Annotated in this window: 19 protein-coding genes; 15 read left to right on the top strand and 4 right to left on the bottom strand. The window is 36.1% G+C overall.

The features are described from left to right. Positions 1-50: 50 nt before the first annotated feature. The 4 genes from MP622_RS13765 to MP622_RS13750 form a co-directional block, all read right to left on the bottom strand. Positions 51-755 carry an FKBP-type peptidyl-prolyl cis-trans isomerase gene (locus MP622_RS13765; protein WP_104441276.1) on the bottom strand — a complete coding sequence of 235 codons (705 nt, stop codon included), beginning with the start codon at positions 753-755 and terminating at the stop codon, positions 51-53. A gap of 223 nt (positions 756-978) precedes the next feature. Further along, complete coding sequence (locus tag MP622_RS13760) at positions 979-3,162, bottom strand: polysaccharide biosynthesis tyrosine autokinase (RefSeq protein ID WP_243791432.1); 2,184 nt, start codon at positions 3,160-3,162, stop codon at positions 979-981. 18 nt (positions 3,163-3,180) lie between these two features. Further along, the gene (locus MP622_RS13755; protein ID WP_016165683.1) at positions 3,181-3,609 is read right to left on the bottom strand and encodes a low molecular weight protein-tyrosine-phosphatase; all 429 of its coding nucleotides are present in this window, start codon (positions 3,607-3,609) and stop codon (positions 3,181-3,183) included. Continuing rightward, positions 3,609-4,712: a polysaccharide biosynthesis/export family protein gene (locus tag MP622_RS13750; protein WP_243791430.1), complete on the bottom strand. Its 1,104-nt coding sequence runs from the start codon at positions 4,710-4,712 to the stop codon at positions 3,609-3,611. The genes MP622_RS13755 and MP622_RS13750 overlap by 1 nt, the downstream gene beginning before the upstream one ends. 199 nt (positions 4,713-4,911) lie before the next feature. Between MP622_RS13750 and tviB the strand changes: the two genes are divergently transcribed. The 15 genes from tviB to pgi all read left to right on the top strand — a co-directional run bounded on the left by tviB (position 4,912) and on the right by pgi (position 20,728). After that, positions 4,912-6,207, top strand: coding sequence for a Vi polysaccharide biosynthesis UDP-N-acetylglucosamine C-6 dehydrogenase TviB (tviB, locus tag MP622_RS13745; protein ID WP_243793539.1), 1,296 nt, complete (start codon positions 4,912-4,914; stop codon positions 6,205-6,207). A gap of 32 nt (positions 6,208-6,239) precedes the next feature. Continuing rightward, a complete protein-coding gene (locus MP622_RS13740) occupies positions 6,240-7,190 on the top strand; it encodes a Gfo/Idh/MocA family oxidoreductase (RefSeq protein WP_151505129.1) in 951 nt (316 codons plus the stop codon). Continuing rightward, complete coding sequence (wbpD, locus tag MP622_RS13735; RefSeq protein ID WP_243791428.1) at positions 7,187-7,765, top strand: acyltransferase; 579 nt, start codon at positions 7,187-7,189, stop codon at positions 7,763-7,765. The genes MP622_RS13740 and wbpD overlap by 4 nt, the downstream gene beginning before the upstream one ends. Before the next feature lies 1 nt (position 7,766). Continuing rightward, entirely contained in the window at positions 7,767-8,846 is a 1,080-nt protein-coding gene (locus tag MP622_RS13730; RefSeq protein ID WP_243791426.1) for a DegT/DnrJ/EryC1/StrS family aminotransferase, read from the top strand. 7 nt (positions 8,847-8,853) lie between these two features. Then, a complete protein-coding gene (locus tag MP622_RS13725) occupies positions 8,854-10,233 on the top strand; it encodes an oligosaccharide flippase family protein (protein ID WP_243791424.1) in 1,380 nt (459 codons plus the stop codon). Next, complete coding sequence (locus MP622_RS13720; RefSeq protein ID WP_243791423.1) at positions 10,230-10,796, top strand: acyltransferase; 567 nt, start codon at positions 10,230-10,232, stop codon at positions 10,794-10,796. Before MP622_RS13725 ends, MP622_RS13720 begins: the two co-directional genes overlap by 4 nt. Before the next feature lie 58 nt (positions 10,797-10,854). Then, positions 10,855-11,961 carry a glycosyltransferase gene (locus MP622_RS13715; protein ID WP_243791421.1) on the top strand — a complete coding sequence of 369 codons (1,107 nt, stop codon included), beginning with the start codon at positions 10,855-10,857 and terminating at the stop codon, positions 11,959-11,961. 19 nt (positions 11,962-11,980) lie between these two features. Continuing rightward, positions 11,981-13,117: a UDP-N-acetylglucosamine 2-epimerase (non-hydrolyzing) gene (gene wecB / locus MP622_RS13710; RefSeq protein ID WP_243791419.1), complete on the top strand. Its 1,137-nt coding sequence runs from the start codon at positions 11,981-11,983 to the stop codon at positions 13,115-13,117. Further along, the gene (locus MP622_RS13705) at positions 13,117-14,181 is read left to right on the top strand and encodes an EpsG family protein (RefSeq protein WP_243791418.1); all 1,065 of its coding nucleotides are present in this window, start codon (positions 13,117-13,119) and stop codon (positions 14,179-14,181) included. The genes wecB and MP622_RS13705 overlap by 1 nt, the downstream gene beginning before the upstream one ends. A 9-nt stretch (positions 14,182-14,190) precedes the next feature. Beyond that, positions 14,191-15,291, top strand: a complete 1,101-nt coding sequence (locus MP622_RS13700) for a glycosyltransferase (RefSeq protein WP_243791416.1) — start codon at positions 14,191-14,193, stop codon at positions 15,289-15,291. Positions 15,292-15,399: 108 nt separating this feature from the next. Then, positions 15,400-16,236: a glycosyltransferase gene (locus tag MP622_RS13695; protein WP_243791415.1), complete on the top strand. Its 837-nt coding sequence runs from the start codon at positions 15,400-15,402 to the stop codon at positions 16,234-16,236. Between the two features lie 7 nt (positions 16,237-16,243). Continuing rightward, positions 16,244-16,864 carry a sugar transferase gene (locus tag MP622_RS13690; RefSeq protein ID WP_243791413.1) on the top strand — a complete coding sequence of 207 codons (621 nt, stop codon included), beginning with the start codon at positions 16,244-16,246 and terminating at the stop codon, positions 16,862-16,864. A gap of 27 nt (positions 16,865-16,891) precedes the next feature. Then, a complete protein-coding gene (galU, locus tag MP622_RS13685) occupies positions 16,892-17,770 on the top strand; it encodes a UTP--glucose-1-phosphate uridylyltransferase GalU (RefSeq protein WP_243791411.1) in 879 nt (292 codons plus the stop codon). A gap of 22 nt (positions 17,771-17,792) precedes the next feature. Further along, positions 17,793-19,058, top strand: coding sequence for a nucleotide sugar dehydrogenase (locus MP622_RS13680; RefSeq protein WP_243791409.1), 1,266 nt, complete (start codon positions 17,793-17,795; stop codon positions 19,056-19,058). Further along, the gene (pgi, locus tag MP622_RS13675; RefSeq protein ID WP_243791407.1) at positions 19,055-20,728 is read left to right on the top strand and encodes a glucose-6-phosphate isomerase; all 1,674 of its coding nucleotides are present in this window, start codon (positions 19,055-19,057) and stop codon (positions 20,726-20,728) included. The genes MP622_RS13680 and pgi overlap by 4 nt, the downstream gene beginning before the upstream one ends. Positions 20,729-20,828 lie beyond the last annotated feature (100 nt).

The raw sequence follows: 20,828 nt of genomic DNA, 5'->3' as shown, positions 1-20,828 counted from the left end.
AAATTTAATCTCTAAAGTCAAAGAAGGAGAGCTCAGCTCTCCTTAATTTCTTACTTTACTTTAATTAATTCAACATCAAAAATTAGTGTGCTATTGGCTGGAATCGTGCCTGGCACACCTTGTTCGCCGTAGCCCAATTTAGCAGGAATAAATAAAGTGGCTTTACCACCTTCCTTCATCAATTGTAAGCCTTCAGTCCAACCAGGAATCACTTGATTAAGTGGGAACTCAATTGGCTCTCCACGTTGAATGGAGCTATCAAATACTTTGCCATCAACCAATTTACCAGTGTAGTGAACTGTCACGACAGAGTCAGCCGATGGCTGCTTGCCTGTACCTTCTTGAGTAATAATATATTGCAATCCAGAAGCGGTCGTTTTTACCCCTGGCTTTTTGGCATTCTCTGTCAGGAAGCTGTCACTTGCGCTCTGTGCATTTTTGGCTTGATCTGCTTGTTTCTTTTGCATTTCTTGTTGGAATTGCTGATAAGCTTGCTGCAATTCTTGTTCCGTGTATGCAGGTTGTGTACGAGCATGACCTTCACGTACGCCTGTTACAAAGCTGTTGATATCAAGTTCAGGAGGTGTTTGATGTGCGACTTCATAACCTAAAGCATAACTAATTTTTTCAACAGCAGAAGCATTTTTAGAGGCTTTTGATGTGATGGCTTCAGGGTGTTTGGTTGCATAATAAACTGGAACAAGTGCAGCACCGCCTAAAATTACAGCAACAGCGATGGGTAAGGCTTTACTCATAGGGTTTTCCAAAATTCATTGTAGTAATCAAAAATTTGCCGCTATTTTAGCAAACTTTTTAATGCTTAGATGGTATTTCAACCGATTCTATATTCGGATATTACTATATGCCTGTATAGGTCAAGAAGCTATAACAGGCTGATTACCTAAAACATTTTTTATACAAATAAAAAAAGGACCAACATGATGCTGATCCTTTTAAATAAAAAATGATTGTTAAGTATTAATCATCTTTCGCATTTTTATAGGCATAGGCATAGTTATAGCCATAACTTGTGCCAGCTGTACGTTGAATATCATTCAAGATAATACCTGTCACTTTAACGCTGGCCTGTTCAAAGCGGTTAACAACCAATTCAAGCTCTTTAATTTGTGTCTTACCATAACGCGCAATAACAAGATTAACACCAGCATATTGAGAAATGATAATACCATCGGTAACCGCCAAAATAGGTGGCGTATCGATAATGATATGGTCAAATTGAGTAGACAAGTTTTCCAATAAACTTTTAAAGCGTTCAGTGCTGAGCAACTCAGATGGATTTGCGGGACTCTTGCCTCGAGTAATCACCGATAAATTTTCAACTTCTGTTATTTTGAGAATTTTCTCTAACGGATGTTGACCATTGAGATATTCAGCGAGCCCTGCTTGGTTATCTTGATGGAAGTACTTATGTAAATAACCACGGCGTAAGTCTGCATCAATTAATAGTACACGTTTATTGCTTTGCGCCAAAATAACCGCGAGGTTGGTTGAGACAAATGATTTACCAAGTTCTGGTGCAGGACCTGAAATCATAATAATGTTATTACGCGCATTATTGAGGGCGAAATGAATTGCAGTACGCATACTACGTAAGCTTTCAATCGCAATATCATCACTATTTTTGACAGCAAGAATCGGGATACTTTTCTTCTTCTTGATAATATTAATACGACTTTCTTGCACAGGTGAGCGTGGCACAGTCGCATAGACAGGCAGATCCAGTTCAGTCTCAATTTGACCAGAATCTTTAATTCCTGTGCGCAGCATATTTCGTATTAATGCGACTAATACACCAATAAACCCGCCGACAAAAATCGATAGCAAGAGAACTAACAATTTTTTAGGTTTAATTGGCTCAATTGGCAAGACTGCGGTATCAACAATACGCACATTACCAATTTCACCAGCTTTGGCAATACGTAACTGTTGATAAGAGTTTAACAATGTAGTGTAGAGTTGCTGTTTAACTTCAACTTCACGATATAACTGTAAATAACGACGTTGTAGGTCGGGTAATTGTTTCAGCGTTGCATTCAGCTCTTTAATTTTACTGTTAATTGCAGCCAGTTGAGCACCGATTTGTTGCATTGCTGGGTGTTCAGCAGTGTATTTTTCTGAAAGTTCAGCCTGCTTCTGTTCCAGTTCAATTTTTTGAGTTTCAAGGCTAATGCTTTGAGTGAGATAAAGTTCAGATTCCTTCGTGACATCAACGGTGTTGTACTGTTCGCGGAATTTGTTGAACTCACGTTCAGCAACATCCAGTTGCTGTTTTAACTCGGGTAATTGTTCATCAAGGAACTTTAAAGTTTGTGCTGTTTCAGCAGAACGACGCTCAATGTTTTGTTTGCTATAAGCAAGCAAAATAGAATTCAGAACTTTGGTAATGTGCTCTTTATCAGCTCCCTGATAATTAAGCCCAAGTACGCCTGTAAGTTTGCCTTTTTCTGCCACAGAATAATTCTGCAGAACCGTATCCACAGCGGCTGGTAAAGACATTTTCTGAACATTGTAGCTTGAACTCAATGGATCACGACTAAAAATGCCAATATTCCAAGTTCCAATAGATGAACGACTTTGGTTGATCTGATTCAATGTCCCTTTAAAAACGACTTCATCCGTCTTTTGATCGGTCAGGGTAAATTGCTTATCCTCAAAACTCAAAAGTAGCGGTTTGTCGAGATATTCAGCAGGGACATCAAATTTTCGAACCTGAAATGACTGTTCATTATTGTAAAAAGTAACAGCCTGCGGTAAATACTCAGTCTGGAAGGTATCTTGATTCAACAAACGATGAAAGGCAGTGTCATCTGTTGATGAAATACTAAAATCTAAATGCAGTTGTTGAATGACTTGTCCTAAAACCAAACGCGATCTTAGAATTTCTATTTCAGCTTGAGCAGGGGACTTCTGATCGACCATTGACGATAAGTCACCCAATAAAGCTGCAGTACCAGCCCCTTTGCTATCTTCAACTTGTATCAGTGCATCAACCGCATAAATGTCTTGAGTTGTTCTTAAATAGAGTAATGCACACACTAAACTTAGGATGGTACATAATGCAATCAGTTTCCATTGATCAATTAACGAAAAGAACAGCTCTTTTAAATCAATTGTGTCTTCTGTATTGGTATTTTGGCTCATAATTGTGCTATCAATGGGTTAAATATGTTTCTTCCAGTCACTTATACAGTTTTGTATAAGCTGACAGGTATCATCAAAAACGGCTTGCTCGTGCTGGTAAGGATCGGGGACATTTTTTCCTTGCCAATGGCCAAGTCGAAAGGTTTTTCCTTTGGAAAACGGCCATGTTTGCTCAATATGTTTTTGCTGATTTTGACTCATGACTAAAATTAAGTCGGATTTTTTTATTAATTCTGCATTTAGTTTTTTGGCGACATGTGCCTGCATATCAATGCCATGTCTTTGCATACATAAGATGGCTTTATCATCGGCATTATGACCAATTAAACCAGAGATTCCAGCCGATTCAACATGAAGTTGAGGAAATTCCTGTTTTAAAAAATATTCAGCCATTGGACTACGACAAATATTTCCAATACAGACCACGAGAATATTTTGAATATGCATTATTGCCCCAAACGATCAATATTATATAAAGCATTAGAGAAAGGTAGAATTTGGGTCACAATACGTTGCCAACGCGCCAAGCCAGTTGAGTCAACATAAACAATATCATTGCGGCGCATTTTAAACTGATTAGCTAAACCAAAATCCCCTAAACTTAACAAATTCATATGATAAAGTTCGGTTTGCTGCGTTTGCGGATCACTACGCAACACATAAATACGACTTGCACTGGCAGTATTGGGGTTTAAACCAAGGCTTTCCCCTAAGACATCACTTAAGCTCATGCCCTGATCACGCATTAATAAGGATTGATTCTTTCCAGACTCACCCATGACGTAAATTTTCTGGTTTTCTTTTGAATTTACATAAAGTGTATCATTGGGTTGAATTAAAAGATTATGTAGTGAATAACCCGCTTTCTCTAAATCAATACTATTTAATTGATAAGTGCGACCTTGGCGAACCAACGTAATCGAAGTGTTATCACCAAATTGTGTGTTTATTCCACCCGCTAAACCAAGTGCGGTATAAACACTTACAGGTTGATCGCTCAGGAAGAATTGTCCACCTTTCATCACGTTGCCTTGGACAGAGTAACGCTGTCCTTGGTAAGACAGGACACGAGCAATCACGTCAGGGGTTTTTAAATAGCGCGACAGTTGACTACGTAATTCCTGATTGACTTGGGTAAGTGATTTCCCTGCTGCTTTGTAGCGTCCAATAATCGGAAATTGAATATAGCCTGCTTGATCAATTTGGAAGCCATTGGCTTGGATAGATTGCTCATTGCTTACAGTATTAACAGGTGGTGTGATTTCAGGATAAGCCCATAAATAGATAGATAAAATATCACCAGGGTTAAGTTTATAGTTCAGTTGAGAGTGGCGAAATAAGCTAGAAATATCTTGTATATCAGTATTTTGAGTTTGCTGTAAATGGCGTAAAGTATTTTGATTTAACTGGATAACATTCACAGAGCTTCCAAGCTCGGTTTGATAGATTCCTTGTTCAGGTAAATCATATGTTTGTAGGCCGGGCGCTAAAGCACAACCGACAGTGCTAAGTGTGAACCCTAAAAGGCCAATATATTGTAGAAATTTCACTCTGAACCCTATTATAAAAATATTTCAATCTTTGGATGAGATGAAGTGTATCTAATTTAAAATGCCTTAACTATAACAAATTGTATAACTTGTTTGTAAACATTTACGTTATTGGCATTGGTATTTCTGGTATATTAGGGTGGTCTCGAAAGGGCATATCATATGTATATATTAACAAGCACGACAAGGCAGACAGATGTTGCAGCTTTCTGATTTAAAAATAGCAATTATTGGTTTAGGTTACGTGGGTTTGCCGTTGGCGGTAGAGTTTGGGAAAAAATATCCAGTTATAGGCTTTGATATTAATCAACATCGTATTGATGAGTTGAGAAGCGGACAAGACCATACTTTAGAAGTTTCTACTGAGGAGCTTCAAAATTCGGAACAGTTAGACTTTAGTGCAGATTTGGATGATCTTAAAAAAAGTAACTTTTTTATCGTAACTGTTCCAACTCCAGTAGATCAGGTTAACCGTCCAGATTTGACTCCATTAAAAAAAGCAAGCGAGACAGTCGGATATGCCTTAAAAAAGGGAGATATTGTTGTTTATGAATCGACAGTTTTTCCTGGCGCTACAGAGGAAGTTTGCATACCAATTTTGGAAAAAGTTTCTGGTTTAAAATTTAACCAGGATTTTTTTGCAGGTTATAGTCCAGAACGAATTAATCCTGGCGATAAAGTTAATACTTTAACAAAAATTAAAAAAATAACGAGCGGTAGTACTGCAGAAGTAACCAATATCGTAGACGCAGTGTACGCAAGTATTATTACCGCTGGTACGCATAAGGCATCAAGCATTAAGGTTGCAGAAGCTGCAAAAGTCATTGAAAACACACAACGTGATTTAAATATTGCACTTGTTAATGAACTTTCGGTAATTTTTGACCGCATCGGCATCGACACTTTAGATGTTTTAGAAGCCGCAGGTAGCAAATGGAACTTTTTACCTTTCCGTCCAGGTTTAGTCGGTGGACACTGTATTGGTGTAGACCCTTATTACTTGACTCATAAAGCAGAAGAAGTTGGCTACCATCCACAAGTCATTCTTGCAGGTCGTCGTATTAATGACAATATGGCACGTTATGTTGCTCGTAATACGATTAAGCTAATGCTTCAAAATGGCATTGATGTGCCTCGTGCAAAAGTTGGTGTCCTCGGAGTAACTTTTAAAGAAAATTGTCCTGATATCCGGAATAGCAAAGTAGCGGATCTTATTAAAGAGTTAGAGCTCTGGGGAGCACAGGTAGTAGTGGCAGACCCATGGGCAGATGCAGATGAAGTTAGACATGAATATGGTATTGAGCTTGGACAAGTGGATGCCCAAAATCCTGTAGATAGTGTCATTGTTGCCGTAGGTCATAACGAGTTTCGTTCACTTTCTGCTAATGAATTACGCAGTTATGTAAAGTGTGAAAAGCCTGTGTTAGCTGATGTCAAGAGTCTTTTTGATCGTACAGAAATGTTAGATGCAGGCTTTACTGTATTCCGCCTCTAATTTTAGCTTATTATTAAATTGAAGTTTAAAACATGAAAAAATTTGCACTTATTGGTGCTGCTGGTTATATCGCACCACGTCATTTAAAAGCTATTAAAGAAACTGGTAATACCTTAGCCGTGGCTATGGATGTAAATGACTCTGTGGGTATCATGGATAGTCATTTTCCAGAAGCAGAATTTTTTACTGAGTTTGAGGAATTTGAGGCTTATGTAGAAGATCAAAAATTAAAAGGTGAAAAGCTAGATTACGTAGCGATCTGCTCACCAAACTATCTACACGCCCCACATATGAAATATGCTTTGAAAAATGGCATCGAAGTTATTTGTGAAAAACCATTGGTGCTAAATTCAGAAGACTTAAATATGTTATCTGAATATGAAAAACAGTATGGTGCCAAGGTAAACTCAATTTTACAATTACGTTTACATCCTTCAATCATTGCATTGCGTGATAAAGTTCAAGCTGCACCAGTCGACAAAGTATTTGATGTTGATCTTACCTATCTGACGTCTCGCGGTAAGTGGTATTTAAAATCATGGAAAGGATTGGATCAAAAGTCAGGTGGCGTAGCAACTAATATTGGTGTGCATTTCTACGACATGCTGCATTTTATTTTTGGCAAAATTGTTAAAAATGAAGTGCATTTTCGTGATGAAAAAACTGCCTCTGGTTATTTAGAATATGAACGTGCACGCGTACGTTGGTTCTTGTCAATTGATGCAAATAACCTTCCAGAAAATGCTGTGCAAGGTGAAAAGCTAACTTATCGTAGTATTACCATTGAAAATGAAGAGCTTGAGTTTTCAGGCGGCTTTACCGATTTACATACACAGAGTTACCAACGTGTATTAGAAGGTAAAGGTTATGGTGTTGAAGAAAATCGTGCAGCGATCGAAACAGTTGAAGTAATTCGTGTTTCTCCTGTTGTTGAAAACCCATTAAATCCGCATCCACTATTGGCAAAGGTGAAAAAAGCATGAGCTTTTATCAACATGAAACTGCCATAGTCGATGATGGCGCCCAAATTGGTGATAATTCGCGTGTTTGGCATTTTGTTCATGTCTGCGGCGGAGCCAAAATTGGTAAAGGTGTATCCTTAGGTCAAAATGTATTTGTTGGTAACCGTGTCGTGATTGGTGACCATTGTAAAGTCCAAAATAATGTATCGGTTTACGATAATGTATTTTTGGAAGAGGGTGTGTTTTGTGGGCCAAGCATGGTCTTTACAAATGTGTATAACCCACGTTCCCTTATTGAGCGTAAAGATCAATATCGTGACACTGTAGTTAAAAAAGGTGCCACGCTAGGCGCAAATTGTACCATCGTTTGTGGTGTCACGATTGGTGCTTATGCTTTTGTTGGGGCTGGTGCTGTAGTAAATAAAGATGTTCCTGCTTATGCCCTAATGGTGGGTGTACCTGCTAAACAAATTGGCTGGATGAGTGAGTTTGGTGAACAGCTTGATTTGCCTTTGCAGGGACAAGCTCAAGTAACCTGTTCTCATACTGGAGCAGTTTATCAACTCGATGGAACGACACTGACAAAGCAGGGTTAATATGATTGACTTTATTGATTTAAAAGCACAGCAAAATCGAATTAAAGATAAAATTGATGCGGGCATTCAAAACGTATTGGCACATGGTCAATATATTTTAGGCCCAGAAGTAACTGAGTTAGAAGAAAAACTTGCTGCCTATGTGGGTGCTAAACATTGTATTACTTGCGCCAATGGAACAGATGCCTTGCAAATTGCACAAATGGCATTTGGTATTGGGCTGGGTGATGAAGTGATTACTCCAGGCTTCACTTATATTGCTACTGCCGAAACAGTCGCACTCTTAGGTGCAAAACCTATATATGTTGATGTAAATCCGAAGACTTATAATTTAGATGTTGAAAAATTAGAAGCTGCAATTACACCTCGGACCAAGGCTATTATTCCTGTAAGTTTATATGGACAATGTGCAGACTTTGATGCAATCAATACAATTGCGGAAAAATATGGTATCCCTGTGATTGAAGATGCTGCGCAAAGTTTCGGTGCGACTTATAAAGGTCGTAAAAGCTGTAACCTAAGTACAGTTGCTTGTACTAGTTTCTTTCCAAGTAAACCATTAGGTTGCTATGGAGATGGCGGTGCTATTTTTACCAATGATGATGAGCTTGGTAAAGTAATCCGTCAGATTGCGCGACATGGTCAAGATAAGCGATACCACCATATTCGTGTTGGTGTGAATAGCCGTTTAGATACAATTCAGGCTGCAATTTTATTACCAAAATTGGAAATTTTGGATGATGAGATGCAAGCGCGTCAAAGAGTGGCAGAGCTTTATAATCAGTTATTTAATGATGTAGGTATTAATACTACACCATATATTGAACCATATAATACCAGTGCATGGGCACAGTATACGATTCAAGTAGAAAATCGCTCAGAAGTTCAAGAAGAATTAAAAGCTCAGGGTATTCCTACGGCTGTCCATTATCCAATTCCACTTAATAAGCAACCTGCTGTAGCTGATAAAGATGTTGTTCTATCTGTAGGTGATGCTATTGCTGAAAGAGTCATGAGTTTACCAATGCACCCTTATTTAACTATTGAAGCACAAGAAAAAATTGTTCAGGCTTTAGGTTGAATTGGTAGTGAAAGGCCTTGTTGAAAAAGTTAATGCAAAATTAAATGCACAGGGAGGCTTTTTAAAAGCTGTATCAGTCCTTGTTGGTGGTACAGCTTTTGCTCAGGGTTTAGCTGTTTTAGCCTTGCCTTTATTAACACGATTATATAACCCAACAGAGTTTTCTATATTTGCAGTTTATACTTCTATACTAGGTATTCTAACTGTTGCTAGCTGTTTACGTTTTGAAATTGCTATACCAATACCTACTGATGATAAAGAAGCTGTTGCCTTAACAGTATTGGCACTAATAAGCAATTTTTTTATATCAATTTTAGTGGGGCTTATAATCTGGTGGTTTCATGCGGATATTATTGGTTTATTAAACAAACCAGACTTTGAGCAATTAATTTGGTTAATACCTATAGGAGTTTTTTTTTCCGGAATATACACCGCTCTTCAGTATTGGGGAACTCGGAAAAAAAGCTTTACTCTAATAGCGAAAACACGTGTAGTACAATCCGCAAGTGGTGTTTCTACACAGCTTATTATGGGAACAATGGGGTATTCAGCTATAGGTTTAGTACTTGGTCAAATTATTAAGATCTCTGCCGGAATTCGAAAATTAGGTATAAATTTTTGGAATGAAACAGGTATTTTATTAAGGGGTTTAGATACTAAATATTTGTGCTTGGTTTTCAAAAAAAATGATCAGTTTCCAAAATATTCAACATTAGATTCATTAGCAAACTCTGCTGGAGTTCAACTTCCTATAATTATTATTGCCTCACTTGCATTAGGACCGGAGGCAGGTTATTTAATGATCGCAATGCAGGTCATGGCAATACCTCTACAATTAATAGGTGGAGCTGTTTCACAAGTTTATTTTGCTCATGCACCTGCGGCTGTTCAAGAGAAAAATATTACTCAGTACACTATAAATATACTTGAAAGTTTATTTAAATATGGTTTTGGATGTTTAATTTTTATAGGTATTGTTAGTCCTATCTTAGCTAAATATATATTTGGTCATGAATGGGAGAAGGTGGGTTTAATTATAAGCTGGATGATACCATGGTTCGGTTTTCAGTTAATATCTTCACCTATATCAATGATTATGTATATTATTGGTCGGCAAAAGCAAATGCTTTTATTAACCTTCATGGGCTTTATCTTGCGGATAGGTATATTATATGGTCAGTTTTATTTAGACTCGACATATTTGTTGGAAGCATATGCTGTCTCAGGAGGAGTGTTTTATGGTGTTTGTTATATAGTTTTTTCGAATGCAGCAGGTCTTGGAGTTAAAGATCATATTTTATTGGTAAAGAAGGTTGGTTTTTTATTATTGTTTGTAGCTTTGCTGGGAGTTTTAGTGAATATATTCTTAAGAATGGTGGGTCTATGAAAAATTTATCTAAAAAACTAATCTATTTTATATTACCTTGTGCTCGTCTATTTTTAATTTTATTTTTTGATAAAAAATATTTAGAAGGACGATATTTTTATAAAAATTTAAATGGCTATTTTTGGGCTTTAAAATCCATTTGGATGAAAAATATACTTAGATTGGGGCGGCCTATGCCCTTTCCCACAGCTTTAACATGTTTAATATCAAATCCTTCAAATATTCATTTCCATCCGGATGATCTGAATAATTTCCAATCGCCAGGAACATATTTTCAAAATTTTAATGGACATATTTATATCGGTCGAGGAACTTACATAGCCCCAAATGTTGGAATAATTACAGCTAATCATGAACTAACAGATCTAGATGCGCATACAGATGGGAGTGATGTAATTATTGGTGAAAAATGCTGGATCGGAATGAATAGTGTAATTCTACCAGGTGTTGAACTTGGTAACGGTACCGTGGTTGCAGCAGGTGCTGTTGTAACGAAAAGCTTTTCGCAAGGTAATATCATACTTGCTGGTGTGCCTGCTAGAGTAATAAAGGAAATTAAATAATGATGAAAATTATAATAACATTTGATAGAAAACATCAGTGTATCAAGGCTTTTGTGCTATGAAAAAGTTACTAATTGTTGGATTACCTTTTTTCCCGCATAAATATCATTATTTATTAGATTCATATAAGGATATAGACGTTAATGCTAAGGTACTGTTAAATGCCGATAGAAATAATAATGATTCCTCTATTAATCAAGAATTTTATTATGCAGGAACAAATAAATTTAAACGAATATGTACTTATTTAACTGTATTATATAAGTTTCGTCCGAAAAATATTGATTGTTATGATTATTCTATATTGTCAATCTTTTATATATTAGTTGCTAGATTGCTAGGTATTAACGTTAGATTTTGGCTTATTGGTGGGGAGCTTGTTGGTGACAAACAAGATACAAATAATAATTCTTTATTTTTAAGCCTTATTATTAAGGCGAAGATGTACTTGTCAAGGCTTTGCTTGTCATTCGCAAATACTATTTATGCAAAAGAACACCATCATATAAGAACAATAAAAGATATAAATCCTAAGTTATTAGATAAAGTTGAAAAAATATATAATTGCGTTCCAGTCTTAGAAATTAACCCTGCCCTAGTTAATAAAGAAAAGAAAATTTTTTTATACGCTAATGCTGTAATTGAGGGTAGACATGTTATGTCTTTAGTACAGGCTTTGGCTGATTTAAGAGATAATCATGTGGACTATTCAGCTGCTATATATGGGTTTAACTCCATTTCTAATAATGTTTATGCTCCACGAGGTACCCCATACTCTGAAAAAACATTGAAACTATATAATGAATTAAAATTAAATGATTTTGTTGATGTTTATGGCTTCGTTAAAAATATTAAAGATATAATGAAAGATTATAAATTTTTTATTTTGCCTGCAGATGTAATATTAGCTAATTATGCCTTGCTCGAAGCAATGTCTTTTGGTCTTGTGCCTATTATTTATCCAGGTGATGGTTATGAAGTTATAATAGAAGACGGTGTGAATGGTATTGTTGCTACGGATTTTGATTTAGCTAAAGCTATGATGCGTGCACTATCCCTTTCTCAAACTGAGTATGTAAAGATGTCTGATGCTGCTCATCGTAAGATTAAAAAAGACTTCTCACTTGATTTATGGAAAGAAAAACTTTCTAAACATCTATATTAGTTATTGAGCTTGATACATTATGAAGATCCTATCAGTATTTGGTACCCGTCCAGAAGCTATTAAAATGGCTCCGTTAGTTAAAGCATTAGCTGCAGATAATTATTTTGAATCTCGAGTTGCTGTAACTGCCCAGCACCGAGAAATGCTTGATCAAGTTTTAAAGCTGTTTGAAATTCAGCCTGATTATGATTTAAATTTAATGAGAGCTGGACAAGATTTATATGATGTTACAGCGGGTGCTTTGCTAGGGCTTCGTGATGTTCTTAAAGATTTTCGCCCAGATTTAATTTTAGTACATGGAGATACAACAACTACTTTATCAGCATCCTTAGCTGCTTTTTATCAGCAAATTCCAGTTGGACATGTAGAAGCTGGTTTACGTACAGGCAATATGTATTCACCATGGCCAGAAGAGGCAAATCGCGTATTAACGGGACGATTAGCTGCACTGCATTTTGCTCCTACAGAGCGAAATCAAAAAGCTTTATTACGTGAAGATATATCTTTAGAAAAAATTAAAATTACAGGAAATACTGTAATAGATGCTTTGCAATGGGTAGTAAAGAAAATAGAAAACTCTAGTGAAATGAAGATCTCTATTCGTTCAATTCTAGAACAGGCAGGTCTAAAAGACACAATTATAGATAAACGCTATGTTCTAATTACTGGTCATCGTCGAGAAAATTTTGGAGAAGGGTTCGAGAATATTTGTAAAGCTTTATCTTCACTTGCTAAGGTCAACCCTGAAACTCATTTTATTTATCCAGTTCATCTTAATCCGAATGTACAAGAACCTGTGAAACGATTATTAGGTGGTTTGAATAATGTTCATCTCATTGCTCCATTAAGTTATGAACCTTTTGTTTATCTGATGCAACATGCTTATTTAGTACTTACAGATAGTGGGGGAGTACAAGAAGAGGCACCAGGACTTGGTAAGCCAGTTTTAGTTATGCGTGATACAACTGAGCGTCCAGAAGCTGTTGATGCTGGTACAGTAAAATTGGTGGGAACACATTATCAGGCCATTACTTTGGCTGTGCAAGAATTATTAGATGATCCTAAAATTTATCAGCAAATGTCTCGTGCAAATAATCCATACGGAGATGGTTTTGCGAGTCAGAGAATAATTGATTTTATTAAGGAAAATTTTTAATGGTGCCTTATTTTACCTTATTATTTGCTATCATGTTTGGTACCCTATTTGATGGCAAAAAAATAGATAAAATTTTCTTCTTTATTTTAAGCTTATGGATGTTGATATTCTCTGCTTTTAGGATAGGAGGAACAGGTAGAGGTGACTATGACGCTTATTTACGGCTATATTCAGCAACAGATACTTTTGAAAAGGTAATAGATCCTGAGATACATGCAGAAATTGGTTTTCGGCTACTTTCTTTTTTAGGTCATTCTTTGGGTTTTGGTGAGCAATACATTATTATTGCTATGGCCACCTTAGCATTAATCCCAGTTACATATATAATTTATAAATACTCACCTTATAAAATCTTATCTTTATTAATTTGGATGCCATATTTTTTAGCAATGAATATGCAAACAAGCCGTACTTCTGTTGCAGCAGCTTTTGGTTTGCTTTTTATGATTCTTTACTATAAAAAAAGATGGCTTATAGCATTGTTAGCTTTAGGTATTGCCGCTTCATTCCACTCTTCAGCTTTAATATTGGTTTTAGTATTTTTAGCTAGAGTGAGCTTGAAAAAATTATTTTATGCCACAATTATTGCTTTTGCAATGTTAGTCTTTGTTTCTCCTTTTGAAATTTTGCTAAAAATATTCGAAATTTTACATTTAACTAGATTGTCAGATTTTCTATTAAGCTATCTTGCTTCAGATGATTATGGATACCCTATGGCTATATATGATCCTCGTATTATATTAGCTATGGGAGTGGTCTTTTTGATCTTTAAGTCTCAACAGCATATTCCTAAATATTTTAATATGTATTATTGCAAATTATATATAATTGGTGCCTTGCTGATGGTTATTTTTTCACATGTTGTAATTATGGCTTGGCGTGTTAGTTATTTATTTTTGCTTATAAGTGTAGTTACTATTCCATGGTTAGCTAAAGTATACAACCTTTTAATAGAAAAAAATCTGGGATCAAAAAGGGTAATGTCTTCGGTGTTTATTTTGCTCTATTTTTTATATACCGCATCTTTAATTTTAAAAGCTCAACCTTATGAATTTTTTTGGTAGAAAATAAAGATGAAAAAAATTTTATTAATAGATACAACTTGGCCAATTAATTCTAGAACTGAGAGATTTAAAAATTCCTTTAAGAAATACTTTAAAGTTATTGTAGTCGCTTGGAATCGTGGTTCAGTAGACTTCAAAGATAAATTAGAAGGAACTTATATTTTAGATACAAATATAGGTTATGGAAATCAATTAAAAAAATTATTAAAACTTCCTCTTTTTTTTATTCATATCTATTCCGTTTGTACGAAAGAAAAGCCTGATGTTTTTTTTGCAAGTCACTGGGATTCATTAATTTGTGCCGTGATGTTAAAGTTCATTTGGAATTGGAAAGTAAAGATAATCTATGACTGCTTAGATTTACCCACTTTGTCAAATAATGTAATTAGAAAAATAATTATTTATATTGAGAAAATATGTTTAAAGTTCGTAAACTTAACTATTTTTGCTTCACGACATTTTAAACCTCTCTATTCAAAAAAAATAAAGTCTTATGTCTTTGAAAATTATCCATCGACTGAATTGCTTAATAGTACATCAACTGAACCAGATTGGATAAAGCGTTATGATGATAAAATTCCAAAAGGTTCTAAAAATGTAGCATGGATTGGAGTAATTCGATATATTGATATTATTGAAAATATATTATTAGCAATACAAGGTACAGATATTTTTTTCTTTGTTTTTGGAGATGGTCCAGATCTAGATAAATTAGTAAAAGCAGTTAGTTTTTATAAGTTAGAAGATCAGGTCTTCTTTTTTGGAAGATATAAGCCTTCTGATCTTAAATATATTTACGAAAAGTCTGATTTGGTTTGGGCTGCTTATCCTACAAATGATTTCAATGCTGTTTATGCAATTTCTAATAAGTATTTTGAATGTTCTTTCTTTGAAAAAAGAATAGTTTTATCTAAGAAGACAAAAATGGCTGAGGATTTACAAGATAATTGTAGTGTTATTATTGTTGATGAATACTCACCAAGTGATGTTAAAGAGAAATTACAGTTTCATACCAAAGTTTCCTTTAATAAATATATTAAATATGAAAATGACATGACTTGGGAAGATCAAGAGGATAAGCTTATTGATTCTATAAAAAAGGTATTGTAATTTTTTAATTAAATGGGGTTTATTGGGTTTAAATTCCATTTAAGTTTGCTTCCTAGGTTTTATATGAGTGCTATACACCATTATTTATGTTTATCAGGATATTAATTAATGAAATTTTCTGTACTAATTTCTATTTATTTTAAAGAGAAGCCAGATCACTTTAATGCGTGTATGGAAAGTATTTGGAATAATCAAACAGTGAAACCTTCTGAAATTATCATGGTAGAAGATGGCCCATTAACTCCTGAGTTAGACCTAATAATTAAATATTGGGAAGAGAAGTTAAGAAATATTTTAAAAGTTACTAAACTTGCTGAAAATGTAGGTACAGGAAAAGCAAAAAACATTGGTCTAAAGCAATGTACTAATGAAATAGTGTGTGTTGTGGATACTGATGATATCAGTGTTCCGGATCGTTTTGAGAAGCAAATTAAAATTTTATCAAATGATTCAGAATTAGCAATTTTAGGAGGGCAGATTATAGAGTTTATTGATGATATCTCTTCACCTTCTGGTATGAGAAATGTTCCATTAACAAATTTAGAACTTCGTCAATATGCAAAAAAGCAAAGTCCATTTAACAATATGACAATTGCTTATAGAAAAACCAAGATTTTAGAGGTTGGTGGATATCAACATCATTTATGGATGGAAGACTACAATCTCTTTTTGCGTGTGATTGCTAGAGGGTATAAGGTCCAGAACCTACAAGATGTATTAGTCTATGCTCGTATCGATAACGGCATGCATGGACGACGTAAAGGTTTCCAATATATTAAAAGTGAAAAACAGTTACTAGATTTAAAAAAACAACTCAAAATTCAGTCTCCGTTTTATGCTACTATCTACTTCATTGTACGGTCTACGTTTAGACTTATGCCAGCGAATCTGCTAGGTAAAATTTATAATACGTTTTTACGTAAGAAAGTTGAAAAAACAGAGTAAGATAGCAATGAAAAGACTGGTTGATATCGTTATATCATTAATTGCACTAACATTATTGTCTCCAATTTTCCTCATTGTTTGTTATAAAGTACGAAAAAATTTGGGGTCGCCAATTTTCTTTTACCAAGAACGTCCTGGTAAAAATGGCAAACTTTTCAAAATGATCAAATTCCGCTCTATGAAGGATGCCTTTGATCAGCATGGTAATCCTTTACCTGATGAAAAACGTATTACACCATTTGGGCAAAAATTGCGTTCAACATCTTTAGATGAAATGCCACAGCTCATTAATGTATTAAAAGGTGACATGAGCGTTGTTGGTCCACGACCAATGTTAAAAGAGTTTGTGGAACTTTATTCACCAGAACAGGCACGTCGCCTAGAAGTTCGACCAGGCATGACAGGACTTGCGCAAGTCAGTGGCCGTAATGAACTTGATTATGAAGAACGCTTTAAGTGTGATGTATGGTATGTCGATCACCATAATACTTTAGTTGATTTTAAAATTATGTTTAGAACGGTTGCAGTGATGGCCAAGCGTGAAGGGATTAACGCCCCAGGTCATGTAGGTCCATCCTTATTTCAAGGCAACGCACCAAAAAAATCTGAAGATCAAGTAAAGTCTTAAATTTCATAGTGTTTTGAGTTCAATTCCATGATTAAAAAAGCAATCTTGCCTGTTGCTGGTTTAGGCACGCGTTTTTTACCTGCAAGTAAGTCTATTCCTAAAGAAATGGTCACAGTGGTTGACCGTCCAGCAATTGAATACGTTGTGCGTGAGGCGGTTCAGGCTGGAATTGAACAAATTATTTTAGTCACACACTCATCCAAAGCATCTATCGAAAACTATTTTGATCGAAATTTTGAACTTGAAACGACACTAGCACAGAAAAATAAAACTGATCTCTTAAAAGAAATTACTGAAATTTTACCTGCGCATGTGAGTGTTGTGAGTGTACGTCAGCCACAACCATTAGGTTTAGGTCATGCTGTGCTTTGTGCCAAAAGTATTATTGGTGACGAGGATTTTGCAGTTTTATTGCCAGACGTTTTGGTCAAAGAAAAATCGGATCAAAATGATCTTGCCTGCATGATTCAGCGTTATGAAGCTGCTCAAGCTGCACAAATTATGGTTGAAGCAGTTCCTGAGTACATGGTGGATCAATATGGTATTGTGGATGTAGCTAAATCTCCTGCAGAAGGTGAAAGTATTGCCATGCAGGGCATTGTAGAAAAACCTGTTGTAGGGGCGGCTCCTTCGAATTTATCAGTGGTGGGACGTTATATTCTGCCTGCAAAAATTATGCAGTTGTTGGAACAAACCCCCAAAGGGGCAGGCAATGAAATCCAGTTAACAGATGCCATTGCTATGTTGCAGACCACTGATGTTGTTGAAGCCTATCGCATGAAAGGTGAAACGTTTGACTGTGGCAGTAAACTTGGCTACTTAAAGGCTGTTTTACATTATGGTATTGCTCATCCAAAATTAGGACATGAGTTTAAGCAGTTGATTGCCGAATTGAATGTCGAATAAAAATAAGCTTTGTAGGTGAATCATGAAAGTTGCGATATTAGGTGCGACACTGAATGCTGGTGTCATGGCAGTATTGTTATCCGAATATGGCAATCAAGTGTATTGGTGCAGTCATAAAAATAATGAGCATTCCCATCAGAAAAGGGTTCAGTATTTAGACGAAGAAGTCAATTTTCGTCTCAATCGACAGCATAAACTTGGGCATCTGCTTTATTGTTCTGTCGTTGAACTCCCTTTAGATGTCGATGTTTATTTCTTTTGTTATAGCCCAACTGAGATTGGATTAGCGGTTCAGGCTCTTAAAGCATTGGCTATGAAACCGATTATTCATCCAAGATTGATGATTAATGCTGCAACTTTTGGATTAAATGGTACAAACAAGCTTAGCGAGATTTCGCCTCAAGATTACTGGGTCTACTTACCAGATGTGATTCAGGAAGGTAATGCCATCAATAGTGTACTTCATCTGAAGCAGATTATTGTGGGGGTGGAAGAAGAACAGGCTAAAACTTTGGTTGAAGAATTATTACGACCGATGTTTAGTACAACTAATCAATATTTGTTCATGCCGATTCTAGACGCAGAATTTACTAAACTGAGTATTTCAGGCATGTTGGCGACTCGGATAAGTTATATCAATGATTTGGCGATGGTGGCTGAAAAGTTGGGCATTGATATTGCCAATGTTAAACAGGGGATGGGGGCAGATACGCGAATAGGCTCGGCTTATTTAGCACCTGGAGCCGGTTTTGGTGGCGAAAATTTTTCTCACGATATTTTGACATTATCCAGTGAAGTTTCGAAAAGTGGTGCAAAAAGCCGTCTGTTGCAGCAAGTCTTGGAGATCAATGAGCAGCAAAAAGAAATTTTATTTCGTAAACTCTGGAATTATTACCATTCGGATTTAAAAAATAAAATTGTTGCAATTTGGGGAGCATCATTCAAAGAAAACACCTCGAGTATTCATAATTCCCCAATTCATGCCATGCTGAATGCACTCTGGGCGCAAGGTGCCAAGGTGAAACTGCATGATCCACAAGCGCTGAAAGAAATATATCAACAGTATGGTCATCGTGAAGATTTAATTTTGTGTACAGATGCTTATGATGCAGTTCAAGATGCGGATGCCTTATGTGTGATCACCGCATGGAAAGAATATTTTAGTCCTAATTATAAAAAACTACAGCAATTGATGCGTCATCCACTTATTCTAGATGGACGTAATATTTATGATCCTCTATATGTTAAAGCGCAGGGTTTTGCATATGAGGGAGTTGGTCGAATATGAGAGAAAATATCGAAAATTTTCCTAAGCAAGCATTTCCTTCTACTGAACAAAAACTACATCAGTTAGCGGAAGAAATGCAGTCGATTCATTTAAACCAGCTTTTTGCAGAACAAGTACAACGCTTTGAAAACTTCAGTCTGTATTGTGAAGATTTACTTTTCGATTTTAGTAAGCACCGTGTCAATTTGCCTGTGATAAAGGCATTGCTCTTATTAGCAGAAGCAAAACAATTAAAAGCTTGGATCAGTCGGTTATTCTCCGTTGAGGCTATTAATTACACAGAGCAACGTGCAGCCATGCATTGGGCTTTACGCTTGCCTCAAGATTCCGAAGTTTTCCCAGAATTATCTCAGCAAGTGCATGAACAATTAGATCGGATGTTTAATTTGGTCGAAAAAATTCATGCAGGGCAATATCGTGGCGTGACGGGTGAAGTCATTCAAGATGTGGTAAACATTGGGGTAGGTGGCTCAGATTTGGGACCTTTGATGGTTTCTCATGCCTTATCAGATTTTAAAGTCCAAACAGCGAAACCCTTAAATGTACATTTTGTTTCGACGATGGATGGCAGCCAGCTTTCAGAGCTCTTGCATCAGTTAAGACCTGAAACTACCTTGTTTATTATTTCCTCCAAATCATTTGGAACGATTGATACCTTGTCGAATGCTGAAACAGTTCGCCTATGGTTAGAGAAAACTTTAGGGCAACGTGATTGTGTTCTAAAAAGTCATTTTATTGGTGTATCGACTAAACCTGACAAAATGACGGCTTGGGGAATTCATCCAGATCACCAGTTTTTATTATGGGACTGGGTCGGGGGGCGTTATTCGCTTTGGTCTTGTATTGGGCTACCGATTGCTTTGCAAATTGGGGTTGAAGGCTTTAAAGCATTGTTGTCAGGTGCGCATTTGATCGATCAGCATTTTCAAAATGCACCATTTGAGCAAAATATTCCTGTGCTGATGGGGTTATTGGGGGTATGGAATACCAACTATCTGAACATGCAAACCCATGCCGTTCTTCCTTATGATGGTCGATTAAAATATTTTGCTGCGTATTTACAACAGCTTGAGATGGAATCTAACGGTAAGTCTTTACAACGTGATCATCAAAAAGTTGAATCTTCGACTTGCCCGATCGTGTGGGGGGAGGTAGGTCCAAACGCACAGCATGCGTTTTATCAGTTGTTACATCAAGGTACACATGCGGTCAGTTGTGATTTTATCGCACCCGTACAGCGCTATAATGCCAAGCAATTTACTTATGTTGAAAATGCAGAAGCCTTAATTGAGCAACATCATTTGGCACTTTCTAACTGTCTAGCTCAATCTAGATTATTGGCCTTTGGCAATCGAGCATTGTGCGAGAATGAGGTAGAAAATCTGCCTGAATATAAAAAATATGAGGGAAATCAGCCAAGCACGACAATATTGGTGAATGAGTTGAATCCAAAAACTTTAGGTATGCTCATTGCACTCTATGAACATAAAGTGTTTGTGCAATCGGTGATTTGGAATATTAATCCCTTTGATCAATGGGGCGTGGAAAAAGGCAAAGAGATTGCCAATCAATTATTGCCCGTACTGAATGGTCAGCAAACGGATATTGCACAGTTTGATGCTTCGACTCAGGGTTTACTGAAAGCTTTATTAGGCAATACGCATGACTAAAATTTTAGTCACAGGTAAAGTGGCTTAATTGATTCTCATATTTATTGAGGATCGTTTAATATTCTGCCTAAGTGAGAAAGAACGAGCATGATGCTCGTTC

It is taken from the genome of Acinetobacter sp. PK01, from assembly GCF_022819285.1.
GTDB lineage: Bacteria > Pseudomonadota > Gammaproteobacteria > Pseudomonadales > Moraxellaceae > Acinetobacter > Acinetobacter tandoii.
Note: the sequence above shows the minus strand (reverse complement) of the source record. Positions and strands in the feature narration are given on the sequence as shown.